The organism is Bradyrhizobium sp. 132 (assembly GCF_023074185.1).
In the GTDB taxonomy this organism is placed as follows: Bacteria; Pseudomonadota; Alphaproteobacteria; order Rhizobiales; family Xanthobacteraceae; genus Bradyrhizobium.
This window is the reverse complement of the sequence record NZ_JADPKY010000106.1, coordinates 139,744-157,008: the sequence shown is the minus strand read 5'-3', so window position 1 is coordinate 157,008 and position 17,265 is coordinate 139,744. Positions and strand designations below refer to the sequence as shown.

Genomic DNA, 17,265 nt, shown 5'->3' with positions numbered 1-17,265 from the left:
ATGACGGTGTGGAGCGGGTACTGTGTTTGCCCGATTGCCGCCGCAGCGAGCTGACGTCGCTGCGGCGTCTCTTCGGTATGGACGAGTACATCGTCTCGCCTTTGGGCGGGGAACCGAACAACCCCATCCGCCTGCTAGTCGCGGGAAATACAGCGGCGCAGGCGCATTACCAGCGCCGGGTCGTCCAAGACGGCGAGGTCCTGCTCGAGCTGGCCAACTTAGTTAGCCAGACTTCTACCGCGATCAACAACGCGAGCTTCTACCAGGCGCTTGATCGGGAGCGGCAGTCTCTCGAAGAAAAAGTCCGTGAACGAACGCGGGAGCTGTCGCACTCGCTAGACGAACTGCGCGCCGCGCAGGATCGGCTAATCCAAACCGAAAAGCTCGCTTCGCTAGGCCAACTCACCGCCGGCATCGCCCACGAAATCAAGAACCCGCTCAATTTTATCAATAATTTTTCCGCACTCTCGCAGGGGTTGGTCGACGAACTGGGCGAGGTTCTCAAACCAGCGCCATTGAACGATATGATGCGCCAGGAAACGGATGAAATCGCAAGGCTTCTTAAAAGTAACCTCGAAAAGGTGGTGCGGCACGGCAAGCGCGCAGACTCGATCGTCAAGAATATGCTGATGCACTCGCGCGATGATTCAGGTGAGCGGCGCGCGGTTGATATCAATACCCTGGTTGAGGAGAGTCTCAACCTTGCCTATCACGGTGCCCGGGCCGAGGAGCAGGGGTTTTATATCAGGCTCGACCAGAAATTCGATCCCGGCGCAGGAGAGGCCGAGCTGGTACCCCAGGAGATCACCCGCGTGCTACTGAACCTGATCAACAACGGATTTTATGCTGCGAGGAAACGTAAGGCAGACGATGGCCGCGATGATTACGAGCCTCAGCTTACTGCAGCAACCAGAAATCTGGGGAACCGCGTCGAAATTCGAATTCGCGACAATGGCTCGGGAATTCCGTCCGAAGTGATGGAGAAAATGTTCAACCCATTCTTCACGACCAAGCCGCCCGGAGAAGGCACCGGTCTCGGGCTTTCGCTAAGCTACGATATCGTTGTCAAGCAACACGCCGGCTCGATTGAGGTCGACACTCAAGCCGGCCAGTTCACTGAATTTCGAGTGGTCCTTCCACGCTCCGCCCATGCCAGCAACGCTGAGACTCATTCGTGACTTGTCTTATACTCGTGGTCGATGATGAACCCGACGTCGAAGACCTGTTTCGCCAGCAATTCAGGCGCGACATCCGTTCCGGCCGCTTTACAATGGAATTCGCTACTTCGGGAGATAGCGCGCTTCAGAAAATCAGTGATGCCAATACCGTGCCTTTGATCCTGATTTTGTCGGACGTCAATATGCCCGGAATGAGCGGCCTTGAACTTCTACCCAAAGCGAAAGCGTCAAGGCCGGATGTCCCGGTGATCATGATCACTGCCTACGGTGATGGCGACACCCGACGAAGAGCCATGGCAGCGGGTGCAGAGACCTTGTTGACGAAACCAATTGATTTTTCTGCGCTCCGCAGCGAAATAGATTGTCGTTTGACCTCTGGGCGGTAGTTTGATTTCGCTCGGTCGCACTTGCTCCGCCAGTTGGTGGATCAATTGAGTCCGCCCCTCGGCTCGAAAGAGGCGCGAACTGAAGTGTCCCTGACGACGCATTCCAACATTCACATCGTTCTGCCGATTTTTCAAAGTCGCTGCGGTTTGGCGCATTAACTAACTCTGACGCGCGCCCTTTCAGCCTAGCTCTCGCCTGACCATCGCTGCTGCATCGCACATGGCCTTGAGCTTCCCGAACGCAGTTGCGCGCGGCATGTATTTCATGCCGCAATCGGGCGCAGGAACCAGGCGATCCGGCGATACGTACTTCAGGCCGTTGCGAATGCGATCGGCCACGGTATCGACGCTCTCGATCGCGGGATCGGCGAGGTCGAGCACGCCGAGCATGATCTTCTTCGACGAGAGGTCCTTGAGCACACCGAGGTCGAGCTTCGGCTGCGCGGCTTCGATCGAGATCTGGTCGGCGGTCGTGTCGTCAAGCTCGGCGAGGAAGGAATAGCCGGCCGGCTTGTTCGAGCCGGGCACGACCGCGGCGTAGCCGAAGCAGAGATGCACGACGGTCGGCACCGTGATGCCCTTCAGCGCACGGTTGATGGCCTTGACCGCGTAGCGCTTGGCGAGATCCGGATTGTTGCGCACCCAGGGCTCGTCGAGCTGGATCACATCAGCGCCTGCTCTTTGCAGATCGAGCGCCTCGGCATTGACGGCCTCGGCCAAGGCCATCGCGAGCTCTTCCTCGTCCTTGTAAAACTCGTTCTTGGCCTGCTGGCTCATCGTGAACGGACCCGGCAGGGTGATCTTCGCTGCACGATCGGTATTCCTGCGCAGGAACTGCATGTCGTGCAGCTCAACCGGTCCCTTGCGTTTCACCGGCCCGACGACGCGCGGCACCGGGGTCTGAGTGTTGCCAGTGCGTGCCGTGATCATCGCGGGATTATCCCCGTCGATACCGTCGAGCGCCGTGGCGAAGCGGTTGGAGTAGCTCTCGCGGCGGATTTCGCCATCGGTCACGATGTCGATGCCGGCGCGCTCCATGTCGCGGATCGCGACGATGGTCGCATCGTCCTGCGCCTCCTCAAGATGTTCCGCCGGTAGCCGCCACATGTCGTGCAGGCGAGTGCGCGGCACCACCTTCGACAGCATGGCGCGGTTCACCAGCCATTCCGGCTGCGGATAGCTGCCGACCACAGTGGTCGGCAAGATGTGCGTTGGCAAGGGCATGGGGTTCTCCTTCTTATGTTGCCGAGCGCGGCTGTCAGGCCGCGCGCGTCGCCGTGGCCGGCACCTCGTCCTTGACCGGATTGCGCAAGATGCCGATGCCAGAAATCTCGATCTCCACGACGTCGCCGCCCTTCATCCACAGCGGCGGGGTGCGATAGGCGCCGACGCCGCCGGTCGTGCCGGTGACAATGACATCGCCCGGCGCGAGTTCGGTGAAGGTCGAGCAGTAGGCGATCAGGGCGGGAACGTCGAAGACGAGATCGGAGATCGGGGCCTTCTGCACCTCGATACCGTTCAGCCGCGTGATCAGTGTCTGCTTGGTGACATCGGCCAATTCGTCGGTTGTGACCATCCAGGGCCCGAAGCCGCCGGTGCCGGCAAAGTTCTTGCCGGGTGCGAATTGAGAGGTGTGGCGCTGCCAGTCGCGGATGCTGCCGTCATTGTAGCAGGCATAGCCGGCGACATGGCCAAGCGCGGCTTCGCGCGAGATGCGGCGACCGGCCTTGCCGATGACGACCGCCATCTCGCCTTCATAATCAAAGCGCTCGGATTCCAGCGGCCGGATCATCGGCTGGCCATGCCCGACCTGGCTGTTGGCGAAGCGGGTGAAGATCATCGGGTGTGGCGGGGTAGGATGGCCGCTCTCGGCCAGATGGGTGGCATAGTTGACGCCGATGCAGAATATCTTGTCGGGATCGGGCACGGTCGGCAGCAGTGCGACATCCTTCAGCGCGTAGTCGGGCGTCTCGCCGGCAAGCTTTTTCAGTTCGCCGAGCGAGCCCTTCGCAAGCAGCGTCTTCAGCGTCGCAAATGCCGCCAGCCGCCTGCCGGCATCGATGACGCCCTTGTCGGTGACAATGCCGTAGCTGGCGGTGCCGGCGATCGTGAAACTTGCGACTTTCATGGGTCAAACACTCTCTTCGATGGAGGAAACATAATCGTTGATCGGAAGTGCAATCTCGCCGCTGCGGATCGGAACGCATTGCGGCGGGAAATCCTGGCGGAAGCGACCGCCGGCCGCTTCGGCGCGGTCAAGAAAGCGCTCGAGATGGTCCATCGCGCCGGTCGGCAGATCGTGCAGCACCATTAGCGTCCAGGGCTGCCGGTTGCATTGGTCAAGTGCGCGCTCGGTCCAACCGTCGGGATCGTCCCAGTCGCGCGGGATCGCATTCCACAGCACGCAGCTGTGCTTGTTGCGGGTGAGATAATCGACGACGGACGGCTTCAAAAGCCGCATGTCCAGATTGCCGCCGCCACCGAAAGGCCGGAACCAGCGCTGCGGATGCGCGAGATCGCCGATCGCTCCTTGCGTGCGGCCGATTTCGTTCTCCCCAGTGTCCCGGTCCGGCTGCTCACCGAGCGGAATGGTGTGCGTAAACGTGTGATTGCCGATCCAGTGCCCCTCCCCGTGTGCTCGCACCGCAAGGCCGTGCCGCGCGGGGTCGGCGAGTTTCTCACCGATGACGAAGAAGGTGGTCTTGATCCCGCGCTCGCCGAGAATGTCGAGCACGCGCGGCGTCACGTCGGGATCGGGGCCGTTGTCGAATGTCAGGGTCAGATCGTACACGCTAAAACCTCAGGTCGCCGGCTGCATCGCGCCCGACGCGATCTCGTCATTGGCCTGACCTGCGCGCGTGCCGGTCTGCCAGATCGCCGCCTTGCGCTCGATCCACCGGATCGCGGCGTTGAAGGCGATCGCCATGAACAGCACGAGCAGCACACCCGCGAACACGTGCGGACTGTCGAGGATCGTGCGGTAGCGCGAGATCAGATAGCCGATGCCGGCCGAGGAGATCAGCATCTCCGAGACCACGACGCCGACGATCACAAGCGCACCGCCGACGCGCAAGCCCGACAGCACGGTCGGGATTGCCGCAGGGATGATGACGCGAACCAGCCGCTGTGTCAGCGTCGCCCCCATGCTGCGCGCCGCGAGCAGGAGCTGCGGATCGATGGTCTGGATGCCGGCCGCGGTCGCGAGCATCGTCGGCAGGAAACCGTAGATCGAGGCGAACGCGATCTTTGACTCCGAGCCGATGCCGAGCCACACGGTGAAGACGGGATAGAGGATCACGAGCGGCACCGCGTAGAGGCTCGATACCATCGGCATGATCAGGACGCGGGGGCGCGGCAGGCTGCCGACGACGGCGCCGAGCAGGATGCCGCCGCCACAGGCGAACGCCATGGAGACCACGACTTCGTAGAGCGTCACCGCCAGCGCATGACCGTATTCGGCAGCGTCGCTCCATCCAGCGATCAGCGTTGACGACAGGGACGGCAGGAACAGCTCGGGAATAAGACCGGTGCGCGGCAGCAGCTCCCATAGTGCAATCAGGCCGATCACGATCAGATATCGCAGCGTCTTCGCGCTTATCTTCGCGGTCATCTTGGCGCTCATCTCCCGCCTCACGCCGATTTGCGGATGTGCCGCCAGATGCGGTCGCGCAGCGCTCCGAAAGCGTCGCCGCTCAGCATCTCGTAGGTGCGGGGCCGCGGCAGCTGGACCTGGAGATGGTCGACGATGCGGCCGGGCCGCGCCGACATCACGATCACCTCGTCGGCGAGATAGACGGCTTCGGTGAGGCTGTGCGTGACGAACACGACGGTCTTTCCGGTCGCCGCCCAGATACGCAGCAACTCGTCGCCCATGGTCATGCGCGTCTGCTCGTCGAGCGCGGCGAACGGCTCGTCCATCAGCAGCACCGGCGGGTCCTGCACCAGCCCGCGCGCGATCGAGACGCGCTGCTTCATGCCGCCCGAGAGCTCATGCGGATGGCGCTTTCCGAAGCCGTCGAGGCCGACCAGCTTGAGCGCATCCTGCGCCTTGGTGCGCCGTTCCGCCTTGGGCACGCCGCGCAGTGCCAACGGAAACTCGACATTGTCCTCTGCCGTCAGCCAGGGAAACAGGCTCGCCTCCTGGAACACCACGCCGACCCTGTCGGGGTCCGGCTCCGGGATCGGCGCGCCGCTGATGGTGATCGTGCCCGAGGTCTGCTGGCGCAGCCCAGCCATCATCATCAGAAGGGTGGACTTGCCGCAGCCGCTCGGACCGACCAGCACGACGAAGCGGCCGGGCTTGACCTCCAGCGAGACGTCCTCCAGCGCGACGACGTCCTGCGACCTGGTCTTGAACACCTGGCCGACATTCTTCACCTCGATCGCGCCGGCGCGCGCGGGAGGCTTCAACGGGGTCACGTTCGCCAATGGCTGCATCGCGTTTTCACCCATCTGACTAGTTCGTTGAAGGTCATGGCGATCGCGGCGACCATCACGACGCCGGCGAGGAGCTGCTTCATCTGGAAATTCTCACCCCAGGTCGCGATCTGGTGGCCGATGCCGTCGCGCGAGGCGTACATCTCGGCCAAAATCACGCCGGTCAGGTTGAAGATCATGGAGATCCGCAAGGCCTCCAGCAGCACCGGCAGCATGCTCGGCAGATAGACCCGGAACGCGGTCTGGATCGGCGTGGCGCCATAGGAGCGCGCCACCGTGAGATGCTCGACCTTGACCGACTCCACCGCCGTCGTGGTCGACATGATCACGATGAAGATCGTGGAGAAAAAGCCGAAACCGACCTTCTGCGCGAAGCCGACGCCGAACACCAGGATGAACATCGGCAGGAAGATCGACTTCGGAATGCTGAACGCGAAGAACAGCAGCGGCTTGGCCACGTCGACAAAGTAGCGGTTCTCCGCGACCAGGAACCCGATCACTGCGCCGAAGGGCACGGCGAGCGCGAACGCGGCCAGCACTTCGGTCGCGGTCACCATCAGATCCTTCTGCACGGCCGCGCGCTGCAGGAGATCGCCGAGCGTCGCGAACGTATCGGACGCCGACGGCAGCAGGCGCGGATTGACGATGCCGGTGCGCGGCAGCACCTCCCACAGCGCCAGGATCGCGATGATGATCGCGATCCGCACCAGGTTGATGGCGAGCGTGCTCTGCATCGCTATTGCTTGGTCGGGATCGGCTTGAACTTGGTCGAGATCACGTCCTCGACCGGCACGATATCCTTGAGCCCGCCGAGCTTGGCGAGATCCAGCGACAGCTGCACGGCCGCGTTCACATTGACCGCGCCCATGTCGCCGCTGGTCTCGAGCTTCATGATCGTGTTGTCGTACTCGAGGCTCGCGATCTCCGGCGGCATTTCATAGAGCTCGGCGATCAGCTTGACCGTGACATCGCGATTGGCCCGCATGAACGCGACCGCGCCGTACAGGGCGTTCACCGCCTTCTGCACCAGCTGCGGCTTTGCGTCGGCGAGCTTGTCGAGCACGATCCAGCCGGCGGTCAGGTTCGGCGGTACGGCGGTCGCATAGTCGAGGATGGCCCTGGCCTCGCCAGATTTCGAGATCTGGAAGCTGAGCGGCGAATAGACCACGGCAGCCTCGACGTTGCCCGCGAGGAGGTTCGGCACGAGGCCGCCGCCGCCGACGGGAACGCGGGTGAAATCGATCTTCTTGTCCTGGATGGTCCACAGCGCGAGCAAATCGGAGCCGGATCCGGCCGCGGTGATCGCCACCTTCCTGCCGTTGAGGTCCTTGACGTCGATGGTCGACTTGGTCGGGACCATCAATTGCCAGCCGAAATTGCCCATCGCGGCATTGGCCACGATCCGTGACATCACCCCCTTCTTGCGCCCGGCGGAAACCAGCGAGGGCGGATCGAGGATGATGTCGGCTGCGCCCGCAGCCATTCCTTCGAACGTCTCCGCACCGCTGCGGTAGATGGTCAGCTCGGCCTGGATGCCTTCCTTCTCGAACAGCTTCTGCCGCACAGCTGTCTCGGCGATCGTCGTCGGCCAGTAGGTTTTCGTCGGCAGACCAACACGAATGGTGTCGGCGGCGCTCGCAGGACCGGCAAGAATTGCGGCGGCGACGAGCGACATAAACGCGTGACGGCGATTGATCTTCATTGTTGGTTTCCTCCCGGTCTCTGTTTTTGTTTGCCGGATTTTCTCCGGATCGTCAGGTCGCGCGGCTTACCTCCGCAATGCGCGAGGCGGCGAGCTCGACAAAATCTTTGGTGGTGCCGAAGTGCTTTGACAAGGCGCGAACTGCCGCATCCGCATCGCGCTTCACCACGGCAGCGACAATCGTCTTGTGTTCGGCTTCGACGTTGCGCGGTTTGCCACCGACCTCCCTGCGAATCGAAAGCCGGCGATAGCGCTCGCTCTGCTCATGCAGCACGTCGCGGAAGCCGAGCAGCCATGGCGAGCCGCACGCGTTGACCAGCGCGCGATGGAAGATCCGATGACGGATTACCCATTCCTCGTAGTGCACCGTCGGATCGTCGGGATAGTGATAAGGAACGGCCTTCAGATCCGCCCACGCCGATTTCACCGAGGCGAGCCAGGCCTCATCGCCGCGCTCGATCGAGCGGCGGAGCGCAAGCCCCTCGATATCGATCCGGGTCTGCGTCACGTCGGCGAGATCGGCAAGCGACACCGGACTCACGCGGAAGCCACGCTGGTCGGACGCCTGCACGAGCCCGTCGGCGACCAGACGCGATAGCGCCTCGCGCACGGCGGCGAGGCTCACGAAAAACTGCTTGGCGAGCCCGGCGATATGCAGTTTCTGCCCCGGCAGCAGCCGCGTCGCCAGAATATCGGCGCGCAAGCGCTCATGCAGCGCCGACGTCAGGCTGCGCGGACCATCCCCGGGGCTTCCGGACATATGGAACTGAAGCGGACCCATGTTGGGATGATTGCAAGCCGGCGCGCGCGGGTCAATATAAAATCGAAAATCGATTTTTTCTAGCCTAGGTTACGCCGCCCCGCTGAACGCCCTGGGACTGAATGGCTTGGGATGGCGCCACATCGAGACGGACCGCAACGCCATCCAGATCCGGGCTTGGCGCGGGATAGAGCTTCATCACGAGCGGATCATGACCGGGAACGATGTGGGCCGCGTCGGACGCCGCGACCCGCAGCTTGTCAAAACCCACCAGCATGTCGCCGACGTGAAAAGCCGTCGTGAACGGACGCTCGCTCGTCATGTTCTCGTAGAAATGGCTGACGTCGGAGGCGAGCACGACAGGGCCGCGGCGTGTGTTGACGCGGACGAACTGGAGACCGGCGGAATGCCCGCCGGCCGCATGAACCGTCAGTCCGGGCGCAATCTCGGCGTCGCCATCGTAGAACAGCGCCCGGCGCGCATAGTTCAGCCGCACGATCCCGCAGACATCCTCGACCTCGAAGGAATGCGACAGCCTCGGATATTGCATATAGCGCCCGGTGGCGTAGGCGAGTTCGCGCTCCTGAAGATGAAACCGCGCGTTCGGAAACCGGTCGAAATTGCCGGCGTGGTCGTAGTGCAGATGCGTGAGGATCACGTCCTTGACGTCGGCGACGTCGACATCGAACGCGCGAAGCGTCTCTACCGGGCAGCGCAGGAATGTTCGCCCGCGCTGCCTCGCAATTTCAGCGTTGAACCCGGTGTCGATGACGAAGGTGCGATCGCCTCCCCTCGCCAACCACATGAAATAGTCCATCGGCATCGGCCCGTCATGCGGATCGCCGCCGATGAAGTGCTCGCTCCGTTGCGCATCGCGCGTTGCATAGCGGATGGCGAACAGCTCGTATTCCGGATCAGCCATGATAACTCACATAATCCGTGCTCAGGGCTTTGCATCGACCTCGTTGAAGGCCTCGCGCGCATTGCGGAAGGCGTCGATGCCGGCGGGAACGCCGCAATAGACGGCGACCTGCAGCAGGATCTCCTTGATCTCCTCCTTGGTCAGCCCGTTCTTCAGGGCGCCCTTCACATGCAGCTTCAGCTCGTGCGGGCGGTTCAGCGCGCCAAGCATTGCCAGATTGACGATCGAGCGCGTGCGCCGGTCGACGCCGGGCCGGGTCCACAACGCGCCCCAGCAGAACTCGGTCGACCATTCCGCCATCGTGCGCGTGAACTCGTCGGCCCCGGCAATCGACTTGTTGACGTAGTCCTCGCCGAGCACTTCCTTGCGAACTTTGAGGCCCTTTTCGAACAGTTCGGTCTTGCTCATGATCGTCCCTTTCAGGTCTTGAGAGATTCTAGTTGGAAGTTGTCTGGCGCGACGCCGACGGCGATCGCAGCGATTGCAGGAGATTGCCGACGTTATCCGCCTTATCGAGGAGCCAGACTGCGTCGATAACGCGGTCCGCATCCCAGTCGCTCCGACCAGTGCGCACGCCTTCGCGCAGCTTTTCTTCAATGTCGCTATCTGCAAGCGGCGCGGCCTGGCTGCCGCGCGGCGTGATGACAGTCTCGGTGAGGACCTCGCCGGATGACAGACGCAAGATGACCCGCGCCGCGCCATCGGGCATCTCACCGTCCAGCTCCGCCCTCACCTTTTGTCGCAGCTGCGCGATATCGGGCCGGGCCACAGTTTCACGTGCAAATTCGACAACGCCGGCCGTGCCGAGCAGTAATCCGCAGGCAACGCAATGATGGATACTGACGCGCGCATCACGCTCGTTGTTGACAGGGCGGTCGCCCCGCGCAAGCAGCAGCGCCGAGCCCTGCACCGTTACCGACTCGATCTGGTCGATCCGTCGGCCGATTTTCCCGCGCATAAGGAGGCATGCATCGATCACCGAATGGAACACGATGCCGGCCGGATAGGGCTTGTAGGTATTCTTCGCGATCTCCCAGGTCTTGCCGAGACCCTCGAGCAGGCGGGCGAGATCGGGCTCATCTCCCATGGTGCGCGCCCAGCCGAGCGGACCTTCGATCGCGCGCGGCGCGGCCTCATAACCCTGCTGCGCAAGCAATGCGGCGAACAATCCGTTGCGTGCCGCGTTGCCGACGCTGACGTTCTTGGCGGCGCTCGGCAGGTTCTCGACATTGCCGGCCGACTGGCTCGCCGCGAGTCCGATGGCGTTCGCAATCCCTTCCGCCGGCAGCCCCAATAGCTTCGCGCAAGCGGCGGCCGCGCCAAAAATCCCGCAGGTTGAGGTGATGTGCCAGCCGCGCGCGTAGTGGCGCGGCGACACCGAATTGCCGATGCGGCACTCGACATCCACGCCGAGGATGAAGGCCGTCAACACCTCCTGGCCCGACACCTTGCGCGTCTCCGCGAGCGCGAGCACGGGAGCGGCAACCGGCGCGGCCGGATGAATGATCGTCTCGGGATGCGTGTCGTCGAAGTCGAGCAGATTGGCCGAGACGGCATTGAGAAACGAGGCGCACAGCGCGTCCATCGGCTCCGAGTGACCGATGATTGTCGATGTGGCGACGCCGCTGAACGGCGACAACGTGCGCATCGCGGCCATGACGACGGGATCGCGTGCGGAGCCGAGCGCTGTCGCAAAGAAATTGAGGATCGATCGCCGCGCTTCGTGGCTTTGCGCCTCGACGTCCGCCCATGACGAGGACGCGACGAAATCGGCGAGCGTCTTGCTCACACTCGAAGTTGAAACTTGCGGCACGCGGGGCGTCTTCCTCGTTTTCCCGGACCTTATGCCGATCCTCGGCAAACTGTCGACCCCAAATGTTATGCTTGACAGCTTGTCTGACAAACATAACAATCCGGCCCGCTGGCGCGGGATCCCGCTGCCACGACGACGGCGGCAGAAAAGGCCGACCGGCGAAAACGTTTGACCAGAATATCAAGAAGGCGCGCCCGTCACGGGATCGCGCGACAGGGAGTAGACGATGGCGGGAGAGATTCTCGGCGTGATCGGCACGGGCCGCATGGGCGGCCCCATGGCGGGGCGATTGATGGACGCGGGCTATTCGCTCGTCATCTACGACACGCAAGTCGAGGCGACCCAGCCGCTGGTCAAGCGCGGCGCGCTACTCGCAAAGTCGCCAGCCGACGTCGCCTCGCGCGCCGACATCGTGCTCGCCAGTCTGCCGACACCCGACATCGTCAAGGCCGTCACGCTCGGACAGGACGGCATCGGCAGCGGCAATCGTGCGAAGATCGTGATTGATCTCTCGACCTCCGGTCCCGGCACGGCGAAGTTCGTCGCTGAAGGCCTCAAGGCCAAAGGAATGCAACTCGTCGATGCGCCCGTGAGCGGTGGCATCAAGGGCGCCGTCAACGGCACGCTGGCCGTGATGGTGTCGTGCCCGCAGGCGACCTACGACATCGTTCAGCCAATCCTGAAGAATTTCGGCAAGCTGTTCTACACCGGCGACAAGCCCGGCGTGGCGCAGACGGCCAAGCTCGCCAACAATCTGATGGCGGCCGCGGCGCTGGTGATCACGTCGGAAGCAGTCGCGATGGGCGTCAAAGGCGGCGTCAACGCAAAGGTGCTGATCGACATCATCAATGCCAGCAGCGGCCGCAACAGCGCCTCCGAAGACAAATTCCCCCGCGCGGTGCTGCCCGGCACCTTCGATTTCGGCTTCACCACCGGCCTCTCCTACAAGGATGTCCGGCTGTGCGTGGACGAAGCCGAGGCCATGGGTGTGCCGATGGTCTGCGGCGCGGTGGTGCGGCAGATGCTCGCGATCACCAACGCCAAATACGGCGCGTCGTCCGATTTCACCTCGATCGCCAAGGTGCTCGAGGAGTGGGCCGGCGTCGAGATGCGTGGCTGATCGCGCAAAACCCTCGGGGAGAGCGACTGCGATGACGATCGGCCCGACCGTATCAGGCAAGATATCGCTCGCGCGCCAGATGGCGCGGCGCGTGATTGCGCTCGACCTCGGAGATTTCGGGTCCGAAGTCGTCGCCAAGGCGAAGATTTGCCTGCTCGACTTCTTGTCCTGCGCCTTCGAGGCGGGCCATCATCCCTGGAGCCGTCAGGCTGTTTCAATCGCGAATGCCGGTGGCAGCGCGACGATCGTCGGACGACCGCAACCCTCCTCGCCGGCCGACGCAGCCTTCGCCAATGCCGTGATGGGACATGGTCTCGTCCGTGAAGACATGCATGCGGCCAGCATCGCGCACCACGGCGTCGTGATCTGGCCGACCCTTCTCGCGCTGTCGGAACAGACGCCGCTGCACGGGGGCCGACTGCTGACAGCTGCCATCATCGGGTACGAGACCGGTGCGCGGATCGGCCGCGCGCTCGTCAGCTCAGATCTCGCGCGCTTGTATCGGCCGACCGGGCTGGTTGCACCGATCGGCGCGGCGCTGGCGGGAAGTTTCGCGCTTGGCCTTTCCGAAGACGCCGCGACCAGCGCCATCGCGATCGCGGCCAATACGTCGAGCGGACTGAACGAGTGGCCACATGCCGGCGGCTCGGACATGTATTTTCATCCGGGCTTCGCCGCCAGTAACGCAATTAAGGCGATTGGCCTTGCCGCAGCGGGCGCTTTCGGCTCGGAAACGATTCTCGAAGGTGAAGCCGGCTTGTTCGCCGCATATCGCCGCCAGGCCGCGCCCGACAGCGTCGCGCTATTCCCGAATGGCGAGAGCGAGATCATGGCCGTCTACAACAAGCCGGTCCCGGCCTGCAATTTCGCGCAGACCGCCGCACAGGCGGCGCTTCGCGTGTCGCGCGAGCTCGCCGGCGCCGACGAGATCGACCGCGTCGTCATTCGCGCGCCCGATGCCGCCGTTCGCTATCCCGGCTGCGACTCCACAGGGCCCTACCGCAACGCGCTTCAGGCCAAGATGAGCATTCCGTTCAGCGTCGCCGCGACGCTGGCGCGGGGCGAGATCGCGGAAGATAATTATGGCGGGCTCGACGATGCCGACATCATCCGCCTGGTTTCGGTCACGGACCTCAAGGCCGATGCCGGCTTCACCGCTGCCTTCCCCGGCAAGCAGGGCGCGGATGTGACCGTGCATCTGCGCAGCGGCCGGACGATCCGGCACGCGTTGCCCGATGTCATTGCCGCCACACCCTCCGATATTCGCGCGCGTTTTCGCGCCGCCGCCAGCCGCGCCCTCGGCGAGGACCGCGCACACCGGCTGGAGCAACTCATCGACGACTGCGAACAGCTCGGCAATGCCGGTGCCATCGCAGCACAGTGCCGTCTGGACGCACCGGAACGGGTTTTACGATCGGCATCATAAGAAGTGCCGGAGAGTACGGGGGAAACATGGTCGACTTGGAGACCAGTCTATTAGCACCATCGGCGCATGATCGTCAGCAGGCCGGCGCAGGCGCCGCGCGGAGGCCGGGTTGATGGAGGGATTCTTTCAAGCGCTCGCCGCAGGCCTTCTGATCGGTGCCGTCTACGGCCTGATGTGTGTCGGGCTCGGCCTGATCTTCGGCGTCATGCGGGTCATCAACTTCGCCCACGGCGATTTCATGATGCTCGGCATGTATGTCGCCTTCTATCTCTTCACCGCCGCCGGGATCCAGACGCTGTTCGGCAATACCGTCGGGCCGTTCGTCGCGATCCTGCTCGCCGGGCCCGTGCTTGCCGTGTTCGGCTATTTCGTCCATCTGGCCCTGATCTCGCACGTCTCAGGCACGCGCACCGCCTCGCTCGAGGGCGAAGGCCATTACGCCCAGCTGATCCTCACGCTCGGCATCGCGCTGATCCTGCAGAACGGCGGCCTCATCGTGTTCGGATCCGTGCTGGCCTCGATCCGCACGCCGCTGTCGAGCACGGCCTGGGAGCTCGGCCCCTACTTCGATATGAGCATCTTCCTCAACAAGGCGCGCAGCATCGACGCGATCGTTTCGCTGGCGATCATGACGCTGCTCTCGCTATTGATCGCGCGCACGCGGATCGGCAAGTCACTCCGTGCCGCCGCCGACAATCCGACCGCCGCGACCTATATGGGCATCGACGTCGACCGCGCCCACCGCACCGCCTTTGCACTGGGCTGCGGCATCACCGCGATCGCCGGCGGCCTGCTCGCAACCAACTATCCGTTCCACCCCTTCGTCGGCCTCGAATACGTCATCGTCATGTATGCCGGTGTCGTGCTCGGCGGCATGGGCAGCATCATCGGCGCCTTCTGGGGCGGGATGACGATCGGCCTCGTGCAGCAGATGTCGACGCTCATCCTGCCGACGCAATTGCAGAACGCAGCGATCTTCGCCGTCTTTCTCCTTATCATCTTCTTTCGCCCGCAAGGCTTCTTCGGGCGCATGGTCGAGAGGACGTGACCATGCTCCGGATGCGCTCCTTCCTTCCTCCCCTGCTGTTCACGATCGCCTATGCCGTGGTCTCGCTCGGCGTCACGAACTCCTATTACCAGCTCATCCTGACCCTGGTGCCGGTGTGGGCGGTATTCGGGCTGTCCTGGAACCTGCTCAGCGGCTACACCGGACTGATCTCGTTCGGCCACGCCGCCTTCTTCGGGATCGGCGCCTATGCCACCGCGCTCGGGCAGATCTATTTCGATATCTCGCCGTGGCTGCTGATTCCGGTCGCCGCCATGCTCGGCGGCATCGCCGGGCTCCTGATCGGATTTCCGACCTTCCGCCTGCAGGGCCACTACTTCGCCCTGGCGATGCTCGCCTACCCACTCGCCATTCTCTATGTGTTCGAGTGGCTCGGATTCCAGGAGGTGACGCTCCCGATCAAGCGTGACGCTCCGATCGCCTATATGCAGTTCGCCGACCCTCGCCTCTACACGTTGCTGGGGCTCGCGATCATGCTTGCCACCATCGTGCTGACGCAGGTGATCGAGCGCTCGCGCTTCGGCATGGCGCTGCTCGCGATCAAGCAGAACGAGGCTGCGGCCGAAGCGGCCGGAATCGATACGCTGGCCTGGAAGCTCCGCGCGATCACGCTCAGCGGCGCAATCGCGGCTGCCATCGGCGGGTTCTACGCGCAGGTTCTGCTGGTCGTGACCCCGGCCTCCGTGTTCGGCATGCTGGTGTCCGCGCAGGCGCTCACGGTCGTGATGTTCGGCGGCGTCGGCACGGTCTGGGGTCCGGTCATCGGGTCGGTCATTCTGATCCCGCTCGCCGAAATCCTGCACGCGGAGGCCGGTGCGCGCATCCCCGGCATCCAGGGCGTCATCTTCGGCCTTGCCATTGTCTGCGTGATCCTGTTGGCACCGGAAGGCCTCTTTTGGAAACTGCGCGATCTCTTGCGCAAACGGGATGTGTCCAAAGCAACGGTCAACGACGCTCCGGAAGCGACCGCCGCCAAAGTGACGACACTGAAGCCCGGCTCGCAACAGCGCGCCGCGACCGGCGAGGTCGTGCTTGAGGTTCGCAACCTCTCGCGCTCCTTCGGCGGCCTCAAGGCCGTGCAGGATGTCAGCTTCAAGCTGCACAAGAACGAGATCCTCGGCATCATCGGCCCCAACGGTGCCGGCAAGACCACGCTGTTCAATCTCCTCAACGGCTTCCTGAAGCCGAACCAGGGCGAGGTCCTGATCGACGGCCGCAACATGTCCGGCCAGCGGCCGCACACAATCTGCGAGGCCGGCATCGGCCGCACCTTTCAGGTCATGCGGCCGTTCCTGCGCATGTCGATCCTCGACAATGTCGTGGTGGGCGCCTATGTGCGTGCGCGCTCCGACGGGGAGGCGCGCAAGCTTGCCGCCGACGCGGTTGCCCGCGTGGGGCTTTCTGCGGTGGCCGATCGTGTCGCCGGTGAACTTTCGACCAAGGAGCTGCGGCTGATGGAGCTTGCGCGCGCGATTGCCGGCCAGCCACGCATCCTGCTGCTCGACGAGACGCTGGCCGGCCTCGGTCACGGCGAGGCGGACGAGGTCGTCGCCGTGATCCAGCAGCTTGCACGCGACGGCATGACCATCGCCATCATCGAGCACACCATGCAGGCGATGGTCCGGCTGGTCGACAGATTCCTCGTGCTCGACCACGGCGCCGTCATCACCGAGGGCCTGCCGGAGGTGGTGACGCGCGACAGCCGCGTGATCGAGGCCTATCTCGGCAAAAAGTGGGCGGGCCATGCTGCGAATTGAGGGATTGAGCGCGGGCTACTCCGCAAAACCCGTCCTGAACGACGTGTCGATCAATGTCGGTGCAGGCCAGTTCGTTGCGATCGTCGGGCCCAACGGCGCCGGCAAGACCACGCTGTTCAAGACAATTTCCGGTATCGTGAAGCCAAGCGGCGGGGCTATCTCATTCGACGGCGTCGATCTGCTCGCGGTGCCGCCGCCGCAGCGCGCCCATCTCGGCATCGCCCATGTTCCCGAGGGCCGCCAGGTCTTCCCGTCGCTGACCGTGATGGAGAATCTGGAAATGGGCGCGATGACAGAGAGCGGCCGGCGCGACTGGCAGGCCAATATCGAGCGCATCTTCGAATGGCTGCCGGTGCTGAAGGAACGCCGCAATCAGTTTGCGGGCACGATGTCCGGTGGCCAGCAGCAGATGCTCGCGATCGGCCGCGGCCTCGCCTCTTCACCGAAGCTGCTGATGCTCGACGAGCCCTCAATGGGGCTCGCGCCGTCGACTGCGGACTTCATCTTCGAGCGCCTGATCGAGATCCGGCGTCAGTCCGGGCTGACCATGCTGCTGGTCGAGCAGCGCGTCGCGGAAGCGCTGGAGTCAGCAGATCACGGCTACGTCCTCGAAGCCGGACACGTCGTGCTCGAAGGCAACAACGACACGCTGCGCGCCGACGACCGCGTACGCAAAGCCTATCTCGGTATGTGACGAA

Annotated in this window: 17 protein-coding genes and 1 pseudogene; 7 read left to right on the top strand and 11 right to left on the bottom strand. The window is 63.6% G+C overall.

Annotated features, from left to right (window positions below; all coding sequences use genetic code 11):
* Window positions 1-299: 299 nt before the first annotated feature.
* A pseudogene (locus tag IVA74_RS41220) lies at window positions 300-1,178 on the top strand (ATP-binding protein); the annotation flags it as partial.
* A complete protein-coding gene (locus tag IVA74_RS22375) occupies window positions 1,175-1,564 on the top strand; it encodes a response regulator (RefSeq protein WP_247348131.1) in 390 nt (129 codons plus the stop codon). The pseudogene IVA74_RS41220 and the gene IVA74_RS22375, both read left to right, overlap by 4 nt.
* 180 nt (window positions 1,565-1,744) lie before the next feature.
* On the opposite strand, the gene IVA74_RS22370 is transcribed toward IVA74_RS22375, so the two are convergent.
* From IVA74_RS22370 to IVA74_RS22320, 11 genes are all read right to left on the bottom strand, one after another.
* Window positions 1,745-2,788 (bottom strand): uroporphyrinogen decarboxylase family protein, encoded by a 1,044-nt coding sequence (locus IVA74_RS22370; RefSeq protein WP_247348129.1) that lies wholly within the window; start codon window positions 2,786-2,788, stop codon window positions 1,745-1,747.
* Window positions 2,789-2,822: 34 nt separating this feature from the next.
* Window positions 2,823-3,692 carry a fumarylacetoacetate hydrolase family protein gene (locus tag IVA74_RS22365; RefSeq protein ID WP_247348127.1) on the bottom strand — a complete coding sequence of 290 codons (870 nt, stop codon included), beginning with the start codon at window positions 3,690-3,692 and terminating at the stop codon, window positions 2,823-2,825.
* Window positions 3,693-3,695: 3 nt separating this feature from the next.
* Window positions 3,696-4,355, bottom strand: a complete 660-nt coding sequence (locus IVA74_RS22360; RefSeq protein WP_247348125.1) for a polysaccharide deacetylase family protein — start codon at window positions 4,353-4,355, stop codon at window positions 3,696-3,698.
* A gap of 9 nt (window positions 4,356-4,364) precedes the next feature.
* Window positions 4,365-5,174 carry an ABC transporter permease gene (locus IVA74_RS22355; protein WP_247348123.1) on the bottom strand — a complete coding sequence of 270 codons (810 nt, stop codon included), beginning with the start codon at window positions 5,172-5,174 and terminating at the stop codon, window positions 4,365-4,367.
* A gap of 20 nt (window positions 5,175-5,194) precedes the next feature.
* On the bottom strand, window positions 5,195-6,001 hold the full coding sequence (locus IVA74_RS22350) for an ABC transporter ATP-binding protein (protein WP_247348293.1): 807 nt from the start codon (window positions 5,999-6,001) through the stop codon (window positions 5,195-5,197).
* Window positions 5,980-6,735: an ABC transporter permease gene (locus tag IVA74_RS22345; protein ID WP_247348121.1), complete on the bottom strand. Its 756-nt coding sequence runs from the start codon at window positions 6,733-6,735 to the stop codon at window positions 5,980-5,982. The genes IVA74_RS22350 and IVA74_RS22345 overlap by 22 nt, the downstream gene beginning before the upstream one ends.
* 2 nt (window positions 6,736-6,737) lie before the next feature.
* Complete coding sequence (locus tag IVA74_RS22340) at window positions 6,738-7,703, bottom strand: ABC transporter substrate-binding protein (RefSeq protein ID WP_247348119.1); 966 nt, start codon at window positions 7,701-7,703, stop codon at window positions 6,738-6,740.
* Between the two features lie 52 nt (window positions 7,704-7,755).
* Window positions 7,756-8,463, bottom strand: a complete 708-nt coding sequence (locus tag IVA74_RS22335; protein WP_247348117.1) for a GntR family transcriptional regulator — start codon at window positions 8,461-8,463, stop codon at window positions 7,756-7,758.
* Window positions 8,464-8,548: 85 nt separating this feature from the next.
* Entirely contained in the window at window positions 8,549-9,385 is an 837-nt protein-coding gene (locus tag IVA74_RS22330; RefSeq protein WP_247348115.1) for an N-acyl homoserine lactonase family protein, read from the bottom strand.
* Between the two features lie 21 nt (window positions 9,386-9,406).
* A complete protein-coding gene (locus IVA74_RS22325; protein WP_247348113.1) occupies window positions 9,407-9,793 on the bottom strand; it encodes a carboxymuconolactone decarboxylase family protein in 387 nt (128 codons plus the stop codon).
* Window positions 9,794-9,821: 28 nt separating this feature from the next.
* Window positions 9,822-11,174, bottom strand: coding sequence for an MmgE/PrpD family protein (locus tag IVA74_RS22320; protein ID WP_247348111.1), 1,353 nt, complete (start codon window positions 11,172-11,174; stop codon window positions 9,822-9,824).
* Window positions 11,175-11,424: 250 nt separating this feature from the next.
* Here IVA74_RS22320 and IVA74_RS22315 point away from each other — a divergent pair, with 250 nt between their 5' ends.
* The 5 genes from IVA74_RS22315 (at window position 11,425) to IVA74_RS22295 (ending at window position 17,261) form a co-directional block, all read left to right on the top strand.
* Window positions 11,425-12,318, top strand: a complete 894-nt coding sequence (locus IVA74_RS22315) for an NAD(P)-dependent oxidoreductase (protein WP_247348109.1) — start codon at window positions 11,425-11,427, stop codon at window positions 12,316-12,318.
* A gap of 31 nt (window positions 12,319-12,349) precedes the next feature.
* Window positions 12,350-13,744, top strand: a complete 1,395-nt coding sequence (locus tag IVA74_RS22310) for an MmgE/PrpD family protein (protein WP_247348108.1) — start codon at window positions 12,350-12,352, stop codon at window positions 13,742-13,744.
* A gap of 112 nt (window positions 13,745-13,856) precedes the next feature.
* Window positions 13,857-14,792 (top strand): branched-chain amino acid ABC transporter permease, encoded by a 936-nt coding sequence (locus tag IVA74_RS22305; protein WP_247348106.1) that lies wholly within the window; start codon window positions 13,857-13,859, stop codon window positions 14,790-14,792.
* Window positions 14,793-14,794: 2 nt separating this feature from the next.
* On the top strand, window positions 14,795-16,567 hold the full coding sequence (locus tag IVA74_RS22300; protein ID WP_247348292.1) for a branched-chain amino acid ABC transporter ATP-binding protein/permease: 1,773 nt from the start codon (window positions 14,795-14,797) through the stop codon (window positions 16,565-16,567).
* Window positions 16,554-17,261 carry an ABC transporter ATP-binding protein gene (locus tag IVA74_RS22295; protein WP_247348104.1) on the top strand — a complete coding sequence of 236 codons (708 nt, stop codon included), beginning with the start codon at window positions 16,554-16,556 and terminating at the stop codon, window positions 17,259-17,261. Before IVA74_RS22300 ends, IVA74_RS22295 begins: the two co-directional genes overlap by 14 nt.
* The last annotated feature ends 4 nt before the right edge of the window (window positions 17,262-17,265 follow it).

Excerpts from the sequence above, each read along its gene's own strand:
- IVA74_RS22370 (WP_247348129.1), bottom strand. The coding sequence starts at position 2,788 with ATGCCCTTGCCAACGCACATCTTGCCGACCACTGTGGTCGGCAGCTAT.
- IVA74_RS22305 (WP_247348106.1), top strand. The coding sequence starts at position 13,857 with ATGGAGGGATTCTTTCAAGCGCTCGCCGCAGGCCTTCTGATCGGTGCC.
- IVA74_RS22310 (WP_247348108.1), top strand. The coding sequence starts at position 12,350 with ATGACGATCGGCCCGACCGTATCAGGCAAGATATCGCTCGCGCGCCAG.
- IVA74_RS22335 (WP_247348117.1), bottom strand. The coding sequence starts at position 8,463 with ATGTCCGGAAGCCCCGGGGATGGTCCGCGCAGCCTGACGTCGGCGCTG.
- IVA74_RS22315 (WP_247348109.1), top strand. The coding sequence starts at position 11,425 with ATGGCGGGAGAGATTCTCGGCGTGATCGGCACGGGCCGCATGGGCGGC.
- IVA74_RS22350 (WP_247348293.1), bottom strand. The coding sequence starts at position 6,001 with ATGCAGCCATTGGCGAACGTGACCCCGTTGAAGCCTCCCGCGCGCGCC.
- IVA74_RS22340 (WP_247348119.1), bottom strand. The coding sequence starts at position 7,703 with ATGAAGATCAATCGCCGTCACGCGTTTATGTCGCTCGTCGCCGCCGCA.
- IVA74_RS22355 (WP_247348123.1), bottom strand. The coding sequence starts at position 5,174 with ATGACCGCGAAGATAAGCGCGAAGACGCTGCGATATCTGATCGTGATC.
- IVA74_RS22365 (WP_247348127.1), bottom strand. The coding sequence starts at position 3,692 with ATGAAAGTCGCAAGTTTCACGATCGCCGGCACCGCCAGCTACGGCATT.
- IVA74_RS22330 (WP_247348115.1), bottom strand. The coding sequence starts at position 9,385 with ATGGCTGATCCGGAATACGAGCTGTTCGCCATCCGCTATGCAACGCGC.
- IVA74_RS22345 (WP_247348121.1), bottom strand. The coding sequence starts at position 6,735 with ATGCAGAGCACGCTCGCCATCAACCTGGTGCGGATCGCGATCATCATC.
- IVA74_RS22295 (WP_247348104.1), top strand. The coding sequence starts at position 16,554 with ATGCTGCGAATTGAGGGATTGAGCGCGGGCTACTCCGCAAAACCCGTC.
- IVA74_RS22300 (WP_247348292.1), top strand. The coding sequence starts at position 14,795 with ATGCTCCGGATGCGCTCCTTCCTTCCTCCCCTGCTGTTCACGATCGCC.
- IVA74_RS22325 (WP_247348113.1), bottom strand. The coding sequence starts at position 9,793 with ATGAGCAAGACCGAACTGTTCGAAAAGGGCCTCAAAGTTCGCAAGGAA.